Origin of the sequence: Paraburkholderia sp. CI3, assembly GCF_050436505.1 — a bacterium.
GTDB classification, from domain to species: domain Bacteria; phylum Pseudomonadota; class Gammaproteobacteria; order Burkholderiales; family Burkholderiaceae; genus Paraburkholderia; species Paraburkholderia tuberum.
On record NZ_JBNDMI010000004.1, the window covers coordinates 2,516,721 to 2,537,453 of the forward strand.

A 20,733-nucleotide genomic window follows, 5' to 3' on the forward strand; every position below is an offset into this window, starting at 1 on the left:
ACCCGCTATGTTTGAAAAAATCCTCATTGCCAATCGTGGCGAGATCGCGCTTCGTATCCAGCGCGCCTGCCGCGAGCTCGGCGTCAAGACGGTCGTCGTCTATTCGGAAGCCGACAAGGAAGCCAAGTACGTGAAGCTCGCCGACGAGGCGGTCTGCATCGGCCCGGCACCGTCGAATCTGAGCTATCTGAACATGCCCGCGCTGATCAGCGCGGCCGAAGTCACCGACGCCGAAGCGATCCACCCCGGCTACGGCTTCCTGTCGGAGAACGCCGACTTCGCCGAGCGCGTCGAGCAGTCCGGCTTTACCTTCATCGGCCCGCGTCCGGAAACGATCCGCATGATGGGCGACAAGGTCACGGCCAAGCAGACCATGATCAAGACCGGCGTGCCTTGCGTGCCGGGTTCGGAAGGCGCGCTGCCGGACGATCCGAAGGAGATCGTGAAGATCGCCCGCCAGATCGGCTATCCGGTCATCATCAAGGCGGCTGGCGGCGGCGGCGGCCGCGGCATGCGCGTGGTCCACACGGAAGCGGCGCTCGTCAACGCGGTCATCATGACCCGCGAGGAAGCCGGCCGCGCGTTCGGCAACCCGCAGGTCTACATGGAGAAATTCCTCGAGAACCCGCGGCACATCGAAATCCAGGTGCTGGCCGACTCGTTCAAGAACGCCGTGTGGCTCGGCGAGCGCGACTGCTCGATGCAACGCCGTCACCAGAAGGTGATCGAGGAAGCGCCGGCGCCGGGCATCGCGCGTCGCCTGATCGACCGTATCGGCGATCGTTGCGCGGACGCGTGCAAGAAGATGGGCTATCTCGGCGCGGGCACCTTCGAGTTCCTGTATGAAAACGGCGAGTTCTACTTCATCGAGATGAACACGCGCGTACAGGTCGAGCATCCGGTGACCGAACTGATCACCGGTGTCGACATCGTGCAGGAACAGATCCGCATCGCGGCCGGCGAGAAGCTCACGTTCCGTCAGCGCGACATCCAGTTCCGCGGCCATGCAATCGAATGCCGGATCAACGCCGAAGATCCGTTCAAGTTCACGCCGTCACCGGGACGCCTGACCTCGTGGCATATGCCGGGCGGTCCCGGCATCCGCGTCGATTCGCACGCCTACAATGGTTATTTCGTGCCGCCGAACTACGATTCGATGATCGGCAAGCTGATCGCTTACGGCGCCACGCGCGAACAGGCGATCATGCGGATGCGCATCGCGCTGTCGGAAATGGTGGTCGAAGGTATTCAGACCAACATCCCGCTGCACCGTGAACTGATGCTCGACGCGAAGTTCGTCGAAGGCGGCACCAGCATCCACTACCTCGAAAACCGGCTGGCCGCGCGTCAGCAGGTCGCGGAAGAAGCGTAAGTCATGAGCTATCGGGAACTGGTTGCCGAACTGGCGCGCGAGCACGCGGAGGAATTGTCCGACGCGCTGCTCGAGCTGGGCGCGTTGTCGGTGTCGGTCGAAGACGCCGACGCCGACACGCCCGACGAGCAGCCGCTGTTCGGCGAGCCCGGCCTCACGCCGGATCGCACGGCATGGCAGCATTCGCGTGTGATCGCGCTGCTCGCGCCGGAACACGATCCGGCTGTGCTGCTGACCGCCGCGGCCAACGAGATCGGACTCGATGCCGCGCCGGCATATACCGTGCGCGAGGTCGAGGAGCAGGACTGGGTGCGGCTCACGCAGTCGCAGTTCGATCCGATCCAGATCGGCGAGCGCATCTGGGTCGTGCCGTCGTGGCACGATGCGCCGGACCCCGACGCGCTCGTGCTCGAACTCGATCCGGGTCTCGCGTTCGGCACCGGCAGCCACCCCACCACGCGTCTGTGCATGGAGTGGATCGAGCAGTCGATCAAGCCCGGCCAGTCCGTGCTCGACTACGGCTGCGGCTCGGGCATCCTCGCGATTCTCGCGAAGAAGTGCGGCGCCGATCCGGTGATCGGCATCGATATCGATCCGCAGGCGGTCGAATCGGCGCGTCACAATAGCGAACGCAATCACGCCGAAGTCACCTATGGCCTGCCCGACGCCTGTCCCGCCGGCGAATTCGACGTCGTGGTCGCGAACATTCTCTCCAATCCGCTCAAGCTGATGGCGTCGATGCTGTCGTCGAAGGTGAAGCCGGGCGGCCACATCGCGCTGTCGGGCATTCTCGCCCGCCAGGCCGAGGAGGTCGCGCAGGTCTACGCGCGCTGGATCGATATCAGCGTGTGGCGCGAACATGAAGGTTGGGTGTGCCTCGCCGGAACGCGCCGCGAAAGCAATTAGAATAAGGCGTATTGTCAACCTAACGGCCTCAGGCTCAACGGCTCGATATGCACCTGGCAACGCGTTGCCCCTTCTGCGAAACTGTCTTCCTTCTGCAACCGGCGCAGCTTGCGCAGCGCCGCGGCCTCGTGCGGTGCGGGCATTGCCAGGAAGTCTTCGACGCGTCGAGCAGTCTGTTCGACGTCTCCGAAGGCGGCGATTTTTCCACGGCCAAACCGGTTGCCGCCGCGGCGGCAATCGAAGCGCTGTCGGGTGTGCGGCAACCCAACCCGGACTTCAGCGGCGACGCGTGGGACCCGTGGGCGCCGGCTTCGGAACAAGACTCCACCAGCATTTCCCGCAGCACGCTCGATGCCCGTTTGCGCGACCACGCGAGCAGCGTGCCGCTCGCGCCGCTGCCGCTTGGCGGCAACGAGCACGCACCCGTCACATCGGGCACTCGTCGCCAGGCGACCGAACCGGAATTGCGCGCCGGCGCTTTCACGGCACCGCTACCCGCGGACGATGAGCCGACGCTGGCCGACGCGCCGCTCGAACCCTTCGCCTATCCCGCCGACAACGCGGTCGATGAACCGCCTGTCGTCCCGCCCACCGCGCCTGCTCCCCCACCGCGAGTCGAAGGCGAAGCGCCGCGCGTCTGGCACAAGATCGAACGCCCGGAGCCGTCCACGCTCGATGAACCGGCGCTGCGCGAACCAGCAAGTCTGCATGGCATGCCCGACAACGAGCCGCACTTCGGCCCGGTCGGTGGGGGCGTGGGCGGCTTCGGCGCCGCCGCAGGCATGGGTGCCGCAGGTGCTTCGGGCGCCGGCGGTCCCGGCGGCCCGCGCCCGCCGGGCGGTCCGTCGCTCGCCCCATCGAGCGGCGAGCCATTCTCGGTCAATCCGCCCGTCAGCGATGGCGACGATCCGTTCCCGGTCGTGCGCGAAACCCGCCCGGTGGACGCCGGACGCGTCGGCTGGATCGTCGCCGGCGTGGTGCTCGCCGCGCTGCTCTTCATTGCGCTGCTCGCGCAACTCGCGTGGTGGCAACGCGAGACCGTGATGGTCAACCTGCCGCGCTCGCAGATCCTGTACGCGCAGGCCTGCGCGCATCTCGGCTGTCAGCTGACGCCGCCGCACGACATCGAAGGCCTGCTGGTCGAGCCCTCCGATCTGCGGCAGATCGACGGCCCGCACAAGCTCGAGTTGAAGATGCCGCTGCACAACCGCCTGAACATCGCGCTCGCCTACCCCGCGATCGAACTCACGCTGCTCGACGATCAGAACAACGTCGCCGTGCGGCGGGTGCTGTGGCCGCAGGATTACGTGCCGCCCGGCACCGTGATCGCGTCCGGCCTGCCCGCGCACGCGACGCAGACGATGATCGTGCACCTCGACACCGGCAGCGCGATTGCCTCCAATTTTCGCGTACAGATTTTTTATCCGTAACGCACCCTCGCGCGCCCGCTCCCGAGCGGGCGCATCATTGTCATCACTGACGCCCTTTTCGGAGCACAACACATGAGTCAAGTCACGCTGGGTGGCAACCCGATCGAAGTAAGCGGCACGTTCCCGTCGGTCGGCCAGCAGGCCGCCGCATTCTCGCTGATCGGCCGAGACCTGAAGCCGCTGACGCTCGCCGACTTCGCCGGCAAGCGCAAGGTGCTCAACATCGTCCCGAGTCTCGACACGCCGACCTGCGCGACGTCGACGCGCAAGTTCAACGAAGCCGCCGCGAAGCTCAGCAACACGGCCGTGATCGTCGTGTCGGGCGACCTGCCGTTCGCGGCGTCGCGCTTCTGCACGACCGAGGGCATCGAGAACGTGGTGACCGCGTCGACGTTCCGCGGCCATGAGTTCGCGCAAGCGTACGGCGTCGACGTGACGAGCGGTCCGCTGACCGGCCTGACCGCGCGCGCGGTCGTCGTGCTCGACGAAAACGACAAGGTCGTGCACGCCGAGCTGGTCGGCGAGATCAAGAACGAGCCGAACTACGACGCAGCGCTCGCCGCGCTGAAGTAAGCCCTCTCGCGCGCGAACCACGGCGCCGCGCCTCGCGCGCGGCGCCGTCGGCGCGGCGCGTCTCTTCCCACCGCTTTCATACAGGAACGCTCGCCTTGGCTACGCTCATCTGCGGCTCGCTCGCGTACGACAACATCATGACCTTCGAAGGCCGCTTTCGGGAGCACATCCTGCCGGAGCAGGTCCACATCCTGAACGTAAGCTTTCTCGTGCCGACCATGCGTCGCGAGTTCGGCGGCTGCGCGGGCAACATCGCCTATGCGCTGAATCTGCTCGGCGGCGACGCACGCATCATGGGCGCGATCGGCGCCGTCGACGCACAGCTCTATCTGGACCGGCTCGCGCAGCTCGGCCTGTCGACGGAAAACGTGCTCGTCGTGCCCGACACCTACTCGGCGCAGGCGATGATCACGACCGACCTCGAGAACAACCAGATCACCGCTTTCCATCCGGGCGCGATGATGCAGTCGCATCAGAACCGCGCCGACGAAGTGGCGGGCCTGACGCTCGGCATCGTCGCGCCGGACGGCTATGACGGCATGGTCCAGCACTCCGAACAGCTTGCCGCCGCAGGCGTGCCGTTCATCTTCGATCCGGGCCAGGGCTTGCCGCTGTTCGACGGCGAGACGCTGCGGCGCATCATTGAACTTGCTACTTATGTAGCGGTCAACGATTACGAAGCCGCGCTGGTGAGCAACAAGACCGGCTGGTCGATCGAACAGATCGCCGGCAAGGTCGACGCGCTGATCATCACGCTCGGCGAGAAGGGTGCGCAGATCCATCACGGCGGCGGTATCGAAGAGATTCCGGCGGTAACGGCCAGGCAGGTGCTCGATCCCACCGGCTGCGGCGACGCGTTTCGCGGTGGCTTGCTCTACGGTATCGAGAAGGGTCTCGGGTGGGCCACGACCGGCCGTCTCGCCAGCCTGATGGGCGCACTGAAGATCGAGCATCAAGGCCCGCAAAACTACGCGCCCAGTCGGGCGGAAATCAACGAGCGGTTCAAGCAGGCCTTCGGATACGACCTGCACTGATATCGCGTGCTATGGGAGTTTGGGAATGAGAACATCGAGTCGCCTGATCGTCGTCACCTTGATCGCCGGTTCGCTGGCCATGTCGGGGTGTGCGGTCAACAGCAGCTCTCCCGACGTTTTCACCGCCTCGCAGGCGCAGCGTGAACAGACGGTTCGCATGGCCACGGTGGAGAGCGTGCGCGCGGTGCGGATCAGCACGAACGACGGTCAGCCGATCGGCATCGGCGCACTCGGTGGCGCGGCGCTCGGCGCGCTCGCCGGCAGCACGATCGGCGGCGGACGTGGCTCGGTCGCGACGGGTATCGTCGGCGGCATCGGCGGTGCGGTCGCCGGCAATGCAATCGAAAACCGCGTCGCCATGCGCGACGGTATCGAAATCACCGTGCGCCTCGACAACGGCGACATGCGCGCCGTCACCCAAACTGCTACCGGCGAAATCTTCCGCGCCGGCGATCGCGTGAGGCTGCTGTCGAGCGGCGGCGTCACGCGCATCACACACTAAGCGCACCTCCCGCGCGGCGGCGCGTAGTTCAGCGCCGCGACGACGACTTCACACGCATGGGTCCTCACGGGTCCATGCGTTTTTTTCTTTTCGGGACGACGGGCAAAAAAAACCCGCCACCAGCACACCGGTAACGGGTCATTGACCGGGTGGCGCCCGCAAGAAATCGAGCACGACCCGGTCATCCGACACATCGTACGATGTGTCGACTTACTGCTACTACTTACGGACGGCTGCCCGTCGGGAACGGCCATGCCGCTGCCGGGTTCAGCGCGGTCTTCACCGTCGCCGCCGGTGCGCTCGAGACAGCAGGCGCAGCGGGAGCAGGCGCGGCCTTCTTGGCGACAGCCTTCTTCGCAGGGGCAGCCTTCTTCGCAGGCGCAGCGGCCTTCTTCGCGGCAGCCTTCTTGGCAGGTGCAGCTTTCTTGGCTGCAGCCTTTTTGGCAGGCGCCGCCTTCTTGGCAGCGGCCTTCTTCGCCGCGACCTTCTTCGCCGGTGCTGCCTTCTTCGCTGCGGCCTTCTTCGCCGGTGCTGCCTTCTTCGCTGCGACCTTCTTCGCTGCGACCTTCTTCACCGCGGCTTTCTTCGCCGGTGCTGCCTTCTTCGCCGCGACCTTCTTGGCTGCAACCTTCTTCGCCGCGACCTTCTTCACTGCGGCTTTCTTCGCCGGTGCTGCCTTCTTCGCCGCGACCTTCTTCGCTGCAACCTTCTTCGCGGCGACCTTCTTCACTGCGACCTTCTTCACTGCGACCTTCTTCGCGGCGACCTTCTTGGCCGGAGCAGCCTTCTTAGCCGGAGCAGCCTTCTTTGCTGCGGTCTTCTTTGCTGCGGGCTTCTTGGCCGCGGCCTTCTTTGCAGTTGCCATCATTTTCTCCTTCAGGTTTTCAGATGAGGTCAGTTCAAACTACACCCTTCGTCAAAACCCGCTTCCCGCGGACGCTTCTCAGGGCGCGCGCTACGAAGCGGGCTATTCATCGGCGTACGCAGGTGCGGCGCGCTTACGCTAATGAATGCGGTAAGGCGCGCCGTGCCCGAAGGCACCGCGCGCCAAATCTGGTCGGCGTCGCAAGGCGACGCCGGCAATTGCTTGATCGGGCCGCCGGCAACGACGCCAGCGGCTTTTTCCGGGGGAAGTTTGCCCATCCCACTGAAGGGTCCGCAAAGTGCCTGTCATGTTTGTGGGCCGTCAAGGCACCGGGCACGCTTTGCATCAGGCCGTTCTGCTCCTAACCCGGGGCGCCGCGGCCACATGCGGCGGCATCCCCATCAATGAATACATCCGCGATACGAATCCCGGCTTACTCCCAGGAAAGCGCACCGCCAGTCTGATATTCGATCACTCGCGTCTCGAAGAAATTGCGTTCCTTCTTCAGATCGATCATCTCGCTCATCCACGGGAACGGGTTTTCCTCGTTCGGGTACAGCGGATCGAGACCGATCTGCTGGCAACGGCGGTTGCAGATGAAGCGCAGATAGCTCTTGAACATCGACGCGTTGAGGCCGAGCACGCCGCGCGGCATCGTATCTTCGGCGTAGCGGTATTCGAGCTCGACCGCCTGCTGGAAGATCGCGCGAATTTCGGCGCGGAATCCGGCCGTCCACAGGTGCGGGTTTTCGAGTTTGATCTGGTTGATCAGGTCGATGCCGAAGTTGCAGTGCATCGACTCGTCACGCAGGATGTACTGGTACTGCTCCGCCGCGCCGGTCATCTTGTTCTGGCGGCCGAGCGCCAGGATTTGCGTAAAGCCGACGTAGAAGAACAGGCCTTCCATCACACAGGCGAACACGATCAGCGAGCGCAGCAGCGTCTGGTCTGCTTCGAGCGTACCGGTCTTGAAGGCCGGGTCGGTCAGCACGTGGATGTACGGAATCAGGAATTCGTCTTTCGCGCGGATCGACGGGACCTCGTGATACGCGTTGAAGATTTCGCCCTCGTCCAGACCGAGCGACTCGACGATGTACTGGTAAGCGTGCGTGTGGATCGCCTCTTCGAACGCCTGGCGCAGCAGGAACTGGCGGCATTCGGGCGCCGTGATGTGGCGGTAGGTGCCCAGCACGATGTTGTTGGCGGCGAGGGAATCTGCCGTCACGAAGAAACCCAGGTTGCGCTTGACGACGCGGCGCTCGTCTTCGGTCAGCCCGTTCGGGTCTTTCCACAGGGCGATGTCGCGCGACATGTTCACTTCCTGCGGCATCCAGTGGTTGGCGCAACCCGCCAGATACTTTTCCCAAGCCCACTTGTACTTGAACGGCACCAACTGATTGACGTCAGTCTGGCCGTTGATGATGCGCTTGTCGGCGACATTGACGCGCGCTTCGGAAGCGGCCGCCGCGTTGGCAACCGCGTTGCCAATATGAGCGACGGGAGCGACAGCGACGTCGTTCGCGAAGACTTCTTGAGCGGAGGGAGCATGCGGCGCGGAACGCGTTCCGATTTGCGAATCCACAGCCGACCCCGCAGCGTTGCGCAACACGTTCGGTTGCGTCGCGCTCGAGGGAGTTACGGCAGTGATCTCGTCATCCCAGTTGAGCATAAATGTCACCATCAATTTAGAACGGTTTGTACCATCTTTTCACGAGCGATAAAAGAGTTCACTCGCGAAAATTCCTGTTTTCGATTCGCGTTGCTACGTTCATACAACACTTTGTTCGACATGCCGCGTGTGACCCATGCAGTGACGCATCGAGTGACGCGTGATGAACGCGAGTTCAACATGTGTTGCCGAGGTCCTTCGCGAACTCGAAGAGCAACGTTTCGACACGACGTTTCGTTGCTCTATCTATATGTATTGCGCAGTGCGTTCACGGCATCCGCCGACTGATCGATGGACTGATCGACTGATCGATGCCGAACGAGCCGCGCATCGCGAGAGTCGGCGGTGAGCCGTGTCGAGCGTGATGCGTCAGCGTTGGCGGTCGAGGTGCGATGCCATGTCGTGCGATCGTCTGGTGTTGCCAACGGCTGGGTTGCTTCATTGCATCGACGAGCGGTGAGACTTCGATACTGCTCACCGCTCGTCGACCTGCTTTCTACTTCATCGACGGGGCGCGTCGCTCACCGCCTGCGGATCACCACCTACGACCCTCGCGTGCAGTTAGCAAGCATCGCTCCCGCTGCTTGCCAATCTTTACTGGCAAGCCTCGCACTCGTCGAAGCCAGGATCGCCCGGACGCATCATGCAGACCGGACCATCCGCTTCGGGTGCCGCGTCGACCGCGACCGCGGCAGTCGCTGCGACCGCTGCAGCAGCCTGCAAGCCGCCGCCCACACCACCCGCCGCGCCACCGCCCACGCCGAAGCCGCCTGCCGCGCCGCCTGCGCCACCCGAGCCGTCATGACCCGAGCTCACCGCGTTCAGCGCGCCGTGCGCGACCGTCGACTTCTCGACGTGCGTCGCCGCCATCGTGCGCAGGTAGTAGGTGGTCTTCAGTCCGCGCAGCCATGCGAGCTTGTAGATCTCGTCGAGCTTCTTGCCCGATGCGCCCGCCATGTAGATGTTCAGCGACTGCGCCTGGTCGATCCACTTCTGACGACGCGAAGCCGACTCGACGAGCCACACCGGATCGACTTCGAACGCGGTCGCGTAGATCGCGCGCAGGTCGGCCGGGATGCGGTCGATGCGCGACAGCGTGCCGTCGAAGTACTTCAGGTCGGCGACCATCACTTCGTCCCACAGGCCGCGCGCCTTCAGGTCGCGCACCAGGTAGTCGTTGACCACCGTGAACTCGCCCGACAGGTTCGACTTCACGTACAGGTTCTGATAGGTCGGCTCGATGCACGCCGACACGCCGATGATGTTCGAGATCGTCGCGGTCGGCGCGATCGCGACGCAGTTCGAGTTGCGCATGCCGTAGGTCGAGATACGCGAGCGCAGCGCGGGCCAGTCCATCGACTCGCTCGAATCGACCTCGACATAACCGCCGCGCGCCTCGGCGAGCAGCGCCACCGAATCCTGCGGGAGGATGCCGCGATCCCACAGCGAACCGCGGTAGCTCGAGTAGCGGCCGCGCTCTTCGGCAAGCTCGGTCGACGCGTAATACGCGTAGTAGCAAACCGCTTCCATCGAGCGATCGGCGAACTCGACCGCTTCCTGCGACGCGTACGGCGTGCGCAGCACGTGCAGGCAGTCCTGGAAGCCCATGATGCCGAGGCCGACCGGACGGTGCTTCAGGTTCGAGTTACGCGCCTTGGCGACCGCGTAGTAGTTGATGTCGATCACGTTGTCGAGCATGCGCATCGCGACGCTGACCGTGCGCTTCAGCTTGTCGTGGTCGAGCGCGAGCGTGCCGTCGGCCTGCTCCTTCAGGTGCGCGACGAGGTTCACCGAGCCGAGATTGCAGACGGCGATTTCGGCGTCGCTCGTGTTCAGCGTGATTTCCGTGCACAGGTTCGACGAGTGGACGACGCCGACGTGCTGCTGCGGCGAGCGCACGTTGCACGGATCCTTGAACGTGATCCACGGATGGCCGGTTTCGAACAGCATGCCCAGCATCTTGCGCCACAGTTGCGCCGCCGGGATCTTCTTGAACAGCTTGATCTCGCCGCGCGCGACCTTGTCTTCGTAAGCCGTGTAAGCCGTTTCGAACTCGGCGCCGAACTTGTCGTGCAGGTCCGGGCAGGTGGACGGCGAGAACAGCGTCCAGTCGCCGCCTTCCATCACGCGCTTCATGAACAGATCGGGAATCCAGTTCGCGGTGTTCATGTCGTGCGTGCGACGACGGTCGTCGCCGGTGTTCTTGCGCAGCTCGAGGAATTCCTCGATGTCGAGGTGCCACGATTCGAGGTACGCGCACACCGCGCCCTTGCGCTTGCCGCCCTGGTTCACGGCGACCGCCGTGTCGTTGACGACCTTCAGGAACGGCACCACGCCCTGCGACTTGCCGTTGGTGCCCTTGATGTGCGAGCCGAGCGCGCGCACACGCGTCCAGTCGTTGCCGAGGCCGCCGGCGAACTTCGACAGCAGCGCGTTTTCCTTCAGCGCTTCGTAGATGCCGTCGAGGTCGTCGTCGACCGTGGTCAGGTAGCAAGACGACAGCTGCGAGCGGCGCGTGCCGGAGTTGAACAGCGTCGGCGTCGAACTCATGAAGTCGAAGCTCGACAGCACGTTGTAGAACTCGATCGCGCGCGCTTCGCGGTCGATCTCGTTCAGCGACAGACCCATCGCGACACGCATAAAGAATGCCTGGGGCATTTCGATACGCACGTTGTCGTGATGCAGGAAGTAGCGGTCGTACAGCGTCTGCAGACCGAGGTAGCCGAACTGCAGGTCGCGGTTCGCGTCGAGCGCGGCCCCGAGGCGCTTCAGGTCGAACTGCAGCAGCTTGTCGTCGAGCAGCTCGGCTTGCACGCCGCGCTTGATGAACTGCGGGAAGTACTCGGCGTAGCGCTCGCCCATCTCGGCTTGCGTGACTTCCTCTTCGAGAATCTCGCGGCGGATCGTATGCAGCAGGATGCGCGCGGTGACCTGGCTGTAGGCCGGGTCCTTTTCGATCATCGTACGGGCAGCGAGGATCGCCGAGTCGTACACCTGGCTCATCGGCACGCCGTCGTACAGGTTCTTCACCGTTTCCGCGACGATCGGCTCGGCGCTTACGGCGTCGCCGAGGTTCGCGCACGCGGACTCGATGATGCCGCGCAGCGCAGCCATGTCCAGCGGACGCGTGATGCCGTTGTCGGTCACGTTCAGGCCCGGGGTGCTGGCGCTTTCCGCTGTCTGACCTTCATGAGCGTCATGCGCGCGCACCTGGTTGCGCTTCTCGCGATACAGCACGTAAGCACGCGCGACGTTGTGTTCGCCGCCGCGCATCAGCGCGAGTTCGACCTGATCCTGAATGTCTTCGATATGGAACGTGCCGCCATTCGGACGGCTGCGCACCAGCGCGCGCACCACGTTCAGCGTGAGTTGTTCGACCAGTTCGCGCACCCGTGCCGACGCCGCGCCCTGACCACCGTTGACGGCGAGGAACGCCTTCGTCACGGCGATCGCGATTTTCGACGGCTCGAACGACACCACGCTGCCGTTGCGGCGGATCACCTTGTAGTCGGCGTAATTCGCTTGCGGCGCGAGCGCCTGCGCGCCTTGGGTCTGGCCGAAGGTCTGGCCAGTCGGTGAGCCCTCGTAACGGGTCGTCACGTTGTCGGTGGTTTGCATGTGCAAAGCTCCTGGTCTTGGAAATATTGCGGCGAGTGCCGCGGATTAAATCGAACGCCGCGCCGCCGCGTGCGCGTGCGATGAGGTGCAGGAAGGCCGGCGACGCCGGTTGGTGGGATGCATCTGCGAGGAAGCCTGGTTCGATTTGATGACGGTCTTCATCGGGTCGGTCGCGATCACTGGCTGGTCCTTTCCTGAATGCTTCTGGATGCGGCCGGAGATCCCCTACCGGCTGCGCCCCAGGAATTTTTTTCGCTGTCTGGAATGCTTGCGCTGCCATGCTCGGGGAGCGGGACGCCGCAGACTTATCCACTCTTATTCACTCGGTTATGCACATGGTTATTCACAGCACAACACAAGATATAGTGCGAAACTCAGTTGTCGGCACCAAGTATAGTGGAGTTTCGAGACAGGTCAAAAGGTTTTATTTGCGCTCGCAGTCTTGACTTTTGCTTCACGCGGCGCGCAGAAGCTCCCCGGAGAAGCAGGCTGCGCCTCGTTCTCCGGGGATCACGCAAGATCGTGCGAAGGGGTTACCGCGTTTCGGGAAACTTGAGATAGGGGAAATACCGACCGTCGAGCAACGTGTCGCGCTGCAGTCGCGGCCACTCGAAATACGGACCGGGATCGGTCTTGCGACCGGGTGCGATGTCGGAGTGGCCGGCAAGCGCGTCGATCGGATAGCGTGCCGTCAGTGCTCTGACGAGCGCGGCGAGCGTGCGGTATTGCGCCGCTTCGAAGGCGGTGGTGTCGCTGCCTTCGAGCTCGATGCCGATCGAGAAATCATTGCAGCGCTCGCGGCCGAAAAAATTCGACGGCCCCGCGTGCCACGCGCGCTCGTTGCACGACACGAACTGCTCGAGTGCGCCATCGCGATGAATCACGAAATGCGCGGACACGCGCACGCCGCGCAGATGCGTGTCGTAGTACGGGTGAGTGTTGCAGTCGAGCGCGTTCTGGAACAGCTCGGCAATCGCGGTGCCGCCGAACTGGTTCGGCGGCAGGCTGATGTTGTGAACGACGATCAGCGTCGGCAGCGCGCCTTGCGGCCGCGCTTCGAAGTTTGGCGAGGCAAGCTTGCGTGCGGCAGGAACCCAACCGTCGGCATCGACGGTGTACGCGCCGCTCATCGGGCGTCGCGGCCGCTCGGACGCGCGCCGTGGCGCTGCGCGTGCGCGGCGCAGCAGAACGCCTGCCCCGCGACGCTGACCGAGTCGCTCTTCGGTGCGTGCACGCCGCACTCGACGCAGCGGATCATCGGCTCGGCAAGCTGCGGCTGTTGCCCATTCGAAGAACGCGCGCCGCCATTCGCGGTGCCGGCAGCGTTGGCGCCGCCGGCACCGGTGCGTTGCGCGGATTGCGCGTCGTGGCGGCGCAGCGCCTTCACGAGCCATTGACCGACGATGAACAGCAGAATCAGCAAAAAGATTTGTCGCATGGGGACACTCACACCACGGGCCGGTGCAACAGCACCTCGAAAACAAAACGGCTGCCGACGTACGCGAGCAACAGCGCGACGAACGAGGCCAGCACCCAGCGCAATGCCGCACGGCCGCGCCAGCCGGACACCTTGCGCGCGGTCAGCAGCGCGCCGAACATCACCCACGAAAGAATCGCGAACACGGTCTTGTGATCGAGCCGCAATGCGCGGTCGATCAACTGCTCGCTGAACAGGATGCCCGACAGCAGCGTCAGCGTGAGCAGCACGAAGCCGGCGCCGATCAGACGGAACAGCAGCTTCTCGAGCGTGAGCAGCGGCGGCAGCGCGTCGAGCCAACTCGACCACCAGCCATTGTCCGCCGCCGCGTGCCTTTGCGCGAGACCACCGCGCATCGAATGCAGACGCCGCTCGACCGCCAGCATCAGCACCGCGTGCAGCGCCGCGATCGCGAATAGACCGTACGCGATATTCGCAATCAGGAAGTGCAGCTTGAACATCGGCGCGGCCGCATACGGCAGCACGCGCACGCCGCCGAACGCGAGCGGCAGCAGCGACGCGACGCACGCGAGTGGCAACACCAGCAGGCGCAGTCCGTCGAGCGGGAAAAAGAAACTCTCGATCCAGTAGATGCCGGCGCCGAGCCAGAACATCGCCGACAGCGCGAACGCGAAGCCGAACACCATCGCGTTCTGCGGGAAGATCGTGGTATGGAGCAGCACGCCGTGAGCGAGCAGCGCGACGAACAGCAGCGCGCGCCCGGGCGCGCTCATGCCCGAGGCCACCAGAGCGCCCGCGTTGGCGGCATGTCCGGGCAGCGGCGGCACGCTCTCGAGCAGCGGCCGCACGGCCGCGTGCCGGTGCGAGCGCCAGCCGGCCACGGCAAGACCGCCATAGAGAAGCGCGGTGAGGGCATACAGTACAATATCCATATTCGAAGTTTACACTAGGGCCCTACTCCGCGACGTCTTGCGCTTCGCGCGCTGCGCGGGCCCCACCGTTCATCGCTCCCCATGCTCGACAATCTGACTCAACGGATGGCGCGCGTCGTCAAGACGCTGCGCGGCGAAGCCCGGCTCACCGAGGCGAACACCCAGGAAATGCTGCGCGAGGTGCGTCTCGCACTGCTCGAGGCCGACGTGGCGCTGCCCGTCGTGCGCGAGTTCATCGCGAAGGTCAAGGAGAAGGCGCTCGGCGAGGAAGTGATCTCCAGCCTGTCGCCGGGTCAGGCGCTCGTCGGCGTCGTGCAGCGCGAACTGACCGCGGTGATCGGCGGCGATTACGAAGGCAAGGCCTCCGAGCTCAATCTCGCCGTCGCGCCGCCCGCGATCATCCTGATGGCGGGTCTGCAGGGCGCCGGCAAAACGACCACGGTCGGCAAGCTCGCCAAGCTGCTGCGCGAGAAGCACAAGAAGAAGGTGCTGACCGTTTCGTGCGACGTCTATCGTCCCGCCGCCATCGCGCAGCTGAAAACGGTGACCGAGCAGGTCGGCGCGGACTTCTTCCCGTCGGAGCTGAACCAGAAGCCGGTCGACATTGCCCGCGCCGCGCTCGACTGGGCCAAGCGCCACTATCACGACGTGCTGCTCGTCGACACGGCCGGCCGTCTCGGTATCGACGAGGTGATGATGAACGAAATCACCGCGCTGCACGCCGAGCTGAAGCCGGCGGAAACGCTGTTCGTCGTCGACGCGATGCTCGGCCAGGACGCGGTCAACACCGCGAAGGCGTTCAGCGACGCGCTGCCGCTCACCGGCGTCGTGCTCACCAAGCTCGACGGTGATTCGCGCGGTGGCGCGGCGCTCTCGGTGCGTCACGTGACTGGCAAGCCGGTCAAGTTCGTGGGTGTCGCCGAAAAACTCGACGGCCTCGAAGTGTTCCACCCGGACCGCATGGCGAGCCGGATTCTCGGCATGGGCGACATTCTCGCGCTGGTGGAGGAAGCGCAGCGCGGCGTCGACGTGCAGGCCGCGCAGAAGCTCGCCGACAAGGTCAAGAAAGGCGGCGACTTCGACCTCAACGATTTCCGCGCCCAGCTCACGCAAATGAAGGGCATGGGCGGCCTGTCGTCGCTGATGGACAAGCTGCCCGCGCAGTTCCAGCAAGCCGCGGCCGGCGCCGACATGAGTCAGGCCGAGAAGCAGATGCGCCGCATGGAAGGCATCATCAACTCGATGACGCCGGCCGAGCGCGCCAAGCCCGAACTGATCAAGGCGACCCGCAAGCGCCGCATCGCCGCGGGTGCGGGCGTGCAGGTGCAGGAAGTCAACCGCATGCTGAACCAGTACGAACAGATGCGCACGATGATGAAGAAGCTCAAGGGCGGCAACCTGCAGAAGATGATGCGCGGCATGAAGGGCATGATGCCTGGCATGCGCTAAGCTTGATGGGACCGGCGCGCGCTCGCGCCGAGTGCGGCGCGGCTGACTTCGGCATCGTGCGGGTTTATTCTGTAGCGCATTGCGCCGTCCCTCGCGGGAACGTCCCTCGGGACGTTGCCACTCACACTATGTATACAGTTACCGTCCGTCAGACGTCATGAACCGCGAAGAAGCCCTCCATATTTTTCAACACTCCGAAGAGATAGTTTCGGCCTCGGACGTCACTGCGTCGATCGCCCGCATGGCGGCTGCCATCCGCGACGAGATGAGCGAGGACTTCCCGCTCGTGCTGTCGGTGATGGGCGGCGCCGCGGTATTCACCGGCATGCTGCTGCCGCACCTCGATTTCCCGCTCGAGTTCGACTACATCCACCTGACGCGCTACCGCAATACGACGAAGGGCAGCAACGAGATGCAATGGCGCGTCGCGCCGGCCGAGTCGGTCAAGGATCGCGTGGTGCTCGTGCTCGACGACATCCTCGACGAAGGCGAGACGATGGCCGCAATCCGCGACCGCATCCTCGCGATGGGCGCGAAGCGCTTCCTGTCCGCGGTGCTGTGCGAGAAGATCATTCCGAAGGCGAAACCGCTGCGCCCCGATTACTGCGGCTTCGAAGTGCCGGACCGGTACGTGTTCGGCTGCGGGATGGATGCGAAGGGCTACTGGCGCAACCTGCCGACCATTCGGGCGTTGACCGAGGGAGCGTGAGCGGGGCATCCGCCCGCGCCCCTACCGGCGAAAAAAAAGCAGCCTGCCTGGCTGCTTTTTTATGGCTGCGACGGTGGCAATGCGCGCACCGGCTCGCGTTTCACAGCTTGTGCACGAAAGAGCGGATTCCACCGAGCATCATCTCGACTGAAATCGCGACGAGCACGAGCCCCATCAGCCGCTCGAACGCCGCCATCACACGTTCACCGAGCGACGCCTGAATGCGCTCGGCGAGCATCAGCACGATCGCACAGATGATCATCGTGACGGTCAGCGCGCCGACCCACTCGAACGTCTTGCCCGGCGCCTGCGAGGTCAGCAGCATGACCGTCGCCAACGCCGACGGACCCGCTAGCGCAGGAATCGCGAGCGGCACGATCAGCGGCTCGCCGCCGCGCGCGTCGCCGCCGAACGGACCGTCCGGATGCGGAAACACCATGCGCAGCGCAATCAGAAACAGCACGATGCCGCCGCCGATCCGCAACGACTGGTCGCTGAGGCTCATCATGCGCAGAAAGCTCTGCCCGAGCACCATGAACACCAGCAGGATCGCAAACGCGATCGCGACCTCGCGCAGGATCACGACCGTGCGACGCTCCGGCGACACATCGCGCAGACAGCTGACGAAGATCGGGATGTTGCCGAGCGGATCGGTGATCAGGATCAGCAGCACCGTCGCGGACAGGAAGGTGTACTCCACCGCCCGCTCCGCTTAGTTCGCCAGCGCCGCGCGCACTTTGCCGATCACGGTGTGCGCGGCATCCGCGACCGGCAGCAGCGTCGCTTCGGCCTCGCGACGGCCCTGATACTCGATCTTGCCGTCCTTCAGACCACGGTCGCCGATCACCAGTCGATGCGGCACGCCGATCAGTTCCCAGTCGGCGAACATCACGCCCGGCCGCTCGCCGCGATCGTCGAGGATCACGTCGATACCGGCCGCGACGAGTTCCGCGTACAGCTTGTCGGCCTGCTCGCGCACCGCGTCGCTGCGGTCATAGCCCATCGGGCACAGCACGACTTCGAACGGCGCAATCGACTCCGGCCAGATGATGCCCTTGTCGTCGAAATTCTGTTCGATCGCGGCGCCGAGAATCCGCGTGACGCCGATGCCGTAGCAGCCCATTTCCATCGGCCGAGGCTTTCCGGTTTCGTCGAGACAGGCCGCGTTCATCGCTTCGGAATACTTGGTGCCGAGCTGGAACACGTGGCCCACTTCGATGCCGCGGCAGATGTCGAGCACGCCCCTGCCGTCCGGCGACGGATCGCCCTTCTTCACATTGCGGATGTCGGCGACGACCGGCTCCGGCAGGTCGCGGCCCCAGTTCACGCCGGTGGTGTGATAGTCGACGTCGTTCGAGCCGACCACGAAGTCGCTCATGTTCGCGACCGTGCGGTCCGCAATCACCTTGACCGGCTTCTTCGTGTTGATCGGACCGAGATAGCCCGGCGGTGTGCCGAACGTCTCGACGATCTCGGCTTCGGTCGCCATGCGGAAATTACCGAGGCCCGGGAGCTTGGCCGCCTTGATCTCGTTCAGATCATGATCGCCACGCAGCATCAGCAGCCAGATCGTCGGCTCGGCGCCTTCGTTCTCGGTGGCGAGCACCACCGACTTGATCGTGCGTTCGAGCGGAATGTTCAGCAGTTCGGCAACCGCCTCGCACTTCGTCTTGCCGGGCGTCGCGGTCTTCTTCATCTCTTCTGCCGGCGCCGCGCGCTCTGCGATCAGCGGTAGCGCTTCGGCCGCCTCGACGTTCGCGGCGAAATCGGAGGTCGGGCAATACGCGATGTCGTCTTCGCCGGTGTCGGCGATCACATGGAACTCATGCGAGCCGCTGCCGCCGATCGAGCCGTTGTCGGCCGCCACCGCGCGGAAGTCCAGACCGAGGCGCGTGAAGATGCGCACGTACGCGTCGTACATCTTGCGATACGACTCGCGCAGACCCTCCGCGTCCTTGTCGAACGAGTACGCGTCTTTCATGATGAACTCGCGGCCACGCATCACGCCGAAACGCGGACGGATCTCGTCGCGGAACTTCGTCTGGATCTGATAGAAGTTGACCGGCAGTTGGCGATAGCTCTTGATCTGGTTGCGCGCGATGTCGGTGACCACTTCCTCGTGCGTCGGGCCCATCACGAAATCGGCCTGCTTGCGGTCCTTGAAGCGCAGCAACTCGGGACCGTACTTCTCCCAGCGCCCCGATTCCTGCCACAGTTCGGCCGGCTGCACGGCCGGCATCAACAGCTCGATGGCGCCCGCCCGGTTCATTTCCTCACGCACGATCGCTTCCACCTTGCGGATCGAACGCAGGCCGACCGGCAGGTAGTTATAGATACCGCCCGCGACGCGACGGATCATGCCCGCGCGCACCATGAGCTTGTGGCTGATGATTTCGGCGTCGGCGGGCGCTTCTTTGAGAGTGCCGATAAAGAAACGGGAAGCTTTCATTCAAGGTGTCCAAAAGCGGCGGCTTCCGGTAGGACCGCCAGAAAAGGGGAAAATGAGGGAAATCGACACAGATCCGCGGCGAAGCCGGCAGGGTTCGCCCGACTGGCGGCGCCCTGCCCCCGTGCGGCGCCGAAACCGCCGCGCAAAGCCTCTCTCACAAGGGATAGGCACGGAAAACCGACAGGCTACCGCAAACCCGGGCCTGTTGCGGCGAATCGCTCCATTCTGACGCGATTCGGTGCGTAGGGTCCGTTATCTGTTTATAATCAAAGCAATTTTAAAGGATTCGAAGGTGGTTGTATGCTGGATCGTGAAGGCTTTCGCCCGAACGTCGGCATCATCCTCTTGAACGCGCACAACGAGGTGTTTTGGGGCAAACGACTCCGTGAACATTCCTGGCAGTTTCCGCAAGGGGGCATCAAATATGGTGAGACCCCCGTGCAAGCGATGTATCGGGAGTTACACGAAGAGACCGGGCTGCTTCCTGAGCACGTCAAGGTGATCGGTCGCACGCGCGACTGGTTGCGTTATGAGGTGCCTGACAAGTTCATCAAGCGCGAAGTACGCGGTCATTACCGCGGCCAGAAACAAATCTGGTTTTTGCTCCGGATGGTAGGACGCGACTGCGACATCTGTTTGCGCGCCACCGACCACCCTGAGTTCGACGCGTGGCGTTGGAACGAGTATTGGGTGCCGCTCGACTGTGTGATCGAGTTCAAGCGGGATGTGTATCAGTTGGCGCTAACGGAGCTGTCCCGTTTCATGCGCCGGCCTGCGCCGCGTGCGGAAAAACCTGGCGGGCATCATGGGTCGCGTTATCCCCGGATAGCGTCGTCGATGCAAAGCCCGCCGGATTCCACGGTAAGCACGGTGGTCACCACCGTCACGACCGTAACTTCGGTCAGCGTCGAAACTTCGACGCACGTGCTGGTCGCGCCGGATTGCGGTCCCGGCTCACCGGATGCCAACATGAGATCGGAGGATGAGCGCGAAACGGCCGAAGCCGACGAGGCCGTCGCCCCGTTAGTCCGACGAGGCGTGCGCGATTAACCATTCCAGGCGGCGGCTCGCGCCGCCTCTCTCTGGCGCGGCTTTCGAGCCGCGTCCGTCTCTCGAGGGAATCAGATTGAAAGCACTTGCATTCGCCGTGGCGTGCGTCGCCACCGGCGCCCTGCTGGCAGGCTGTTCGAGCGCCGGCAAACCGACCAACAAAGACGACAGCGAGTTCACCTATCTGCTGGATCGCAAGAGCAACTGGGTTGAAAACAAGGTCGACACGTTGCCGCCGCTGCCCTCCGACGCGAACCTGCTGCCGTTCGAAGTCTCCGGCAATACGCCGCTGCAATTTGCGATCGACCCGAAGTCCGTCAGCGTTGGCGACGACGGCGTGGTGCGTTACACGGTGGTCGTCACGAGCCCGGGCGGTGCGCGCAACGTCAATTACGAGGGCATCCGCTGCGACACGTATGAATGGCGTCAGTATGCGGGCCTGAACGCCGATCACGACGGCTGGGACACGACGGTCGCAACCCCGTTTTCGAGGATAGAAAACGGCGCGCTGAATGCGTACCAGGCCGCGTTGTATCAGGACTATATGTGCGCAAACAAGATTCCGACCGGCAGCGCGCAGCACATCGTCGAGAACATTCGTTACAAGCGCACGCAGACGTCGCAGATTCATTGAGGCCGGTTGCGCGGCGCGCGCCCGACTCAGGCGCCGTTGCTTATCCGTGACGATTAAAAAGCCGTTCCAGCCTGCGCTGGAACGGCTTAATTGTTGGCTCTTC

General features: G+C 64.1%; 18 protein-coding genes and 1 pseudogene. 10 read left to right on the forward strand and 9 right to left on the reverse strand.

Annotated features, from left to right (window positions below):
• Window positions 1-7: 7 nt before the first annotated feature.
• From accC to OKW29_RS33060, 6 genes are all read left to right on the forward strand, one after another.
• A complete protein-coding gene (accC, locus tag OKW29_RS33035; protein ID WP_184006568.1) occupies window positions 8-1,372 on the forward strand; it encodes an acetyl-CoA carboxylase biotin carboxylase subunit in 1,365 nt (454 codons plus the stop codon).
• Window positions 1,373-1,375: 3 nt separating this feature from the next.
• A complete protein-coding gene (prmA, locus tag OKW29_RS33040; protein WP_090801906.1) occupies window positions 1,376-2,278 on the forward strand; it encodes a 50S ribosomal protein L11 methyltransferase in 903 nt (300 codons plus the stop codon).
• 47 nt (window positions 2,279-2,325) lie between these two features.
• Window positions 2,326-3,708, forward strand: coding sequence for a zinc-ribbon and DUF3426 domain-containing protein (locus tag OKW29_RS33045; protein WP_429293962.1), 1,383 nt, complete (start codon window positions 2,326-2,328; stop codon window positions 3,706-3,708).
• A gap of 72 nt (window positions 3,709-3,780) precedes the next feature.
• A complete protein-coding gene (gene tpx, locus OKW29_RS33050; protein ID WP_090801909.1) occupies window positions 3,781-4,281 on the forward strand; it encodes a thiol peroxidase in 501 nt (166 codons plus the stop codon).
• A 95-nt stretch (window positions 4,282-4,376) separates the two neighbouring features.
• On the forward strand, window positions 4,377-5,315 hold the full coding sequence (locus OKW29_RS33055) for a carbohydrate kinase family protein (protein WP_090801910.1): 939 nt from the start codon (window positions 4,377-4,379) through the stop codon (window positions 5,313-5,315).
• A 25-nt stretch (window positions 5,316-5,340) separates the two neighbouring features.
• Window positions 5,341-5,817, forward strand: a complete 477-nt coding sequence (locus OKW29_RS33060) for a glycine zipper 2TM domain-containing protein (protein WP_184022888.1) — start codon at window positions 5,341-5,343, stop codon at window positions 5,815-5,817.
• A 223-nt stretch (window positions 5,818-6,040) separates the two neighbouring features.
• Here the strand turns inward: OKW29_RS33060 and OKW29_RS33065 are convergent, their stop codons facing one another.
• The 7 genes and pseudogenes from OKW29_RS33065 to OKW29_RS33095 form a co-directional block, all read right to left on the reverse strand.
• Window positions 6,041-6,682: a histone H1-like DNA-binding protein gene (locus tag OKW29_RS33065; RefSeq protein ID WP_429294986.1), complete on the reverse strand. Its 642-nt coding sequence runs from the start codon at window positions 6,680-6,682 to the stop codon at window positions 6,041-6,043.
• A gap of 29 nt (window positions 6,683-6,711) precedes the next feature.
• A pseudogene (locus OKW29_RS33070) lies at window positions 6,712-7,028 on the reverse strand (hypothetical protein).
• 87 nt (window positions 7,029-7,115) lie between these two features.
• Window positions 7,116-8,351 (reverse strand): ribonucleotide-diphosphate reductase subunit beta, encoded by a 1,236-nt coding sequence (locus OKW29_RS33075; RefSeq protein WP_429293963.1) that lies wholly within the window; start codon window positions 8,349-8,351, stop codon window positions 7,116-7,118.
• A 594-nt stretch (window positions 8,352-8,945) separates the two neighbouring features.
• A complete protein-coding gene (locus OKW29_RS33080) occupies window positions 8,946-11,969 on the reverse strand; it encodes a ribonucleoside-diphosphate reductase subunit alpha (protein WP_429293964.1) in 3,024 nt (1,007 codons plus the stop codon).
• Window positions 11,970-12,502: 533 nt separating this feature from the next.
• On the reverse strand, window positions 12,503-13,099 hold the full coding sequence (gene ampD, locus OKW29_RS33085; protein ID WP_429293965.1) for a 1,6-anhydro-N-acetylmuramyl-L-alanine amidase AmpD: 597 nt from the start codon (window positions 13,097-13,099) through the stop codon (window positions 12,503-12,505).
• Window positions 13,096-13,407, reverse strand: coding sequence for a PP0621 family protein (locus tag OKW29_RS33090; RefSeq protein WP_090801917.1), 312 nt, complete (start codon window positions 13,405-13,407; stop codon window positions 13,096-13,098). The genes ampD and OKW29_RS33090 overlap by 4 nt, the downstream gene beginning before the upstream one ends.
• Window positions 13,408-13,415: 8 nt before the next feature.
• Window positions 13,416-14,339, reverse strand: coding sequence for a cytochrome C assembly family protein (locus tag OKW29_RS33095; RefSeq protein WP_187610004.1), 924 nt, complete (start codon window positions 14,337-14,339; stop codon window positions 13,416-13,418).
• 81 nt (window positions 14,340-14,420) lie between these two features.
• Between OKW29_RS33095 and ffh the strand changes: the two genes are divergently transcribed.
• Window positions 14,421-15,788 carry a signal recognition particle protein gene (ffh, locus tag OKW29_RS33100; protein WP_429293966.1) on the forward strand — a complete coding sequence of 456 codons (1,368 nt, stop codon included), beginning with the start codon at window positions 14,421-14,423 and terminating at the stop codon, window positions 15,786-15,788.
• A gap of 157 nt (window positions 15,789-15,945) precedes the next feature.
• Window positions 15,946-16,497: a hypoxanthine-guanine phosphoribosyltransferase gene (locus OKW29_RS33105; RefSeq protein WP_008923084.1), complete on the forward strand. Its 552-nt coding sequence runs from the start codon at window positions 15,946-15,948 to the stop codon at window positions 16,495-16,497.
• A gap of 100 nt (window positions 16,498-16,597) precedes the next feature.
• Here OKW29_RS33105 and OKW29_RS33110 read toward each other — a convergent pair whose 3' ends face one another.
• The gene (locus OKW29_RS33110) at window positions 16,598-17,197 is read right to left on the reverse strand and encodes a MarC family protein (RefSeq protein ID WP_429293967.1); all 600 of its coding nucleotides are present in this window, start codon (window positions 17,195-17,197) and stop codon (window positions 16,598-16,600) included.
• 12 nt (window positions 17,198-17,209) lie between these two features.
• Window positions 17,210-18,946, reverse strand: coding sequence for a proline--tRNA ligase (locus tag OKW29_RS33115; RefSeq protein ID WP_429293968.1), 1,737 nt, complete (start codon window positions 18,944-18,946; stop codon window positions 17,210-17,212).
• Between the two features lie 300 nt (window positions 18,947-19,246).
• On the opposite strand from OKW29_RS33115, the gene OKW29_RS33120 reads away from it, so the two are divergent.
• Entirely contained in the window at window positions 19,247-19,996 is a 750-nt protein-coding gene (locus tag OKW29_RS33120) for an RNA pyrophosphohydrolase (protein WP_090801927.1), read from the forward strand.
• 76 nt (window positions 19,997-20,072) lie between these two features.
• Window positions 20,073-20,630 carry a CNP1-like family protein gene (locus OKW29_RS33125; protein WP_429293969.1) on the forward strand — a complete coding sequence of 186 codons (558 nt, stop codon included), beginning with the start codon at window positions 20,073-20,075 and terminating at the stop codon, window positions 20,628-20,630.
• The last annotated feature ends 103 nt before the right edge of the window (window positions 20,631-20,733 follow it).

Coding starts and splice junctions, on each gene's coding strand:
- OKW29_RS33080 (WP_429293964.1), bottom strand. CDS start 11,969: ATGCAAACCACCGACAACGTGACGACCCGTTACGAGGGCTCACCGACT.
- OKW29_RS33060 (WP_184022888.1), top strand. CDS start 5,341: ATGAGAACATCGAGTCGCCTGATCGTCGTCACCTTGATCGCCGGTTCG.
- OKW29_RS33065 (WP_429294986.1), bottom strand. CDS start 6,682: ATGGCAACTGCAAAGAAGGCCGCGGCCAAGAAGCCCGCAGCAAAGAAG.
- OKW29_RS33075 (WP_429293963.1), bottom strand. CDS start 8,351: ATGCTCAACTGGGATGACGAGATCACTGCCGTAACTCCCTCGAGCGCG.
- OKW29_RS33120 (WP_090801927.1), top strand. CDS start 19,247: ATGCTGGATCGTGAAGGCTTTCGCCCGAACGTCGGCATCATCCTCTTG.
- tpx (WP_090801909.1), top strand. CDS start 3,781: ATGAGTCAAGTCACGCTGGGTGGCAACCCGATCGAAGTAAGCGGCACG.
- prmA (WP_090801906.1), top strand. CDS start 1,376: ATGAGCTATCGGGAACTGGTTGCCGAACTGGCGCGCGAGCACGCGGAG.
- accC (WP_184006568.1), top strand. CDS start 8: ATGTTTGAAAAAATCCTCATTGCCAATCGTGGCGAGATCGCGCTTCGT.
- OKW29_RS33090 (WP_090801917.1), bottom strand. CDS start 13,407: ATGCGACAAATCTTTTTGCTGATTCTGCTGTTCATCGTCGGTCAATGG.
- OKW29_RS33115 (WP_429293968.1), bottom strand. CDS start 18,946: ATGAAAGCTTCCCGTTTCTTTATCGGCACTCTCAAAGAAGCGCCCGCC.
- OKW29_RS33045 (WP_429293962.1), top strand. CDS start 2,326: ATGCACCTGGCAACGCGTTGCCCCTTCTGCGAAACTGTCTTCCTTCTG.
- ampD (WP_429293965.1), bottom strand. CDS start 13,099: ATGAGCGGCGCGTACACCGTCGATGCCGACGGTTGGGTTCCTGCCGCA.
- OKW29_RS33105 (WP_008923084.1), top strand. CDS start 15,946: ATGAACCGCGAAGAAGCCCTCCATATTTTTCAACACTCCGAAGAGATA.
- OKW29_RS33095 (WP_187610004.1), bottom strand. CDS start 14,339: ATGGATATTGTACTGTATGCCCTCACCGCGCTTCTCTATGGCGGTCTT.
- ffh (WP_429293966.1), top strand. CDS start 14,421: ATGCTCGACAATCTGACTCAACGGATGGCGCGCGTCGTCAAGACGCTG.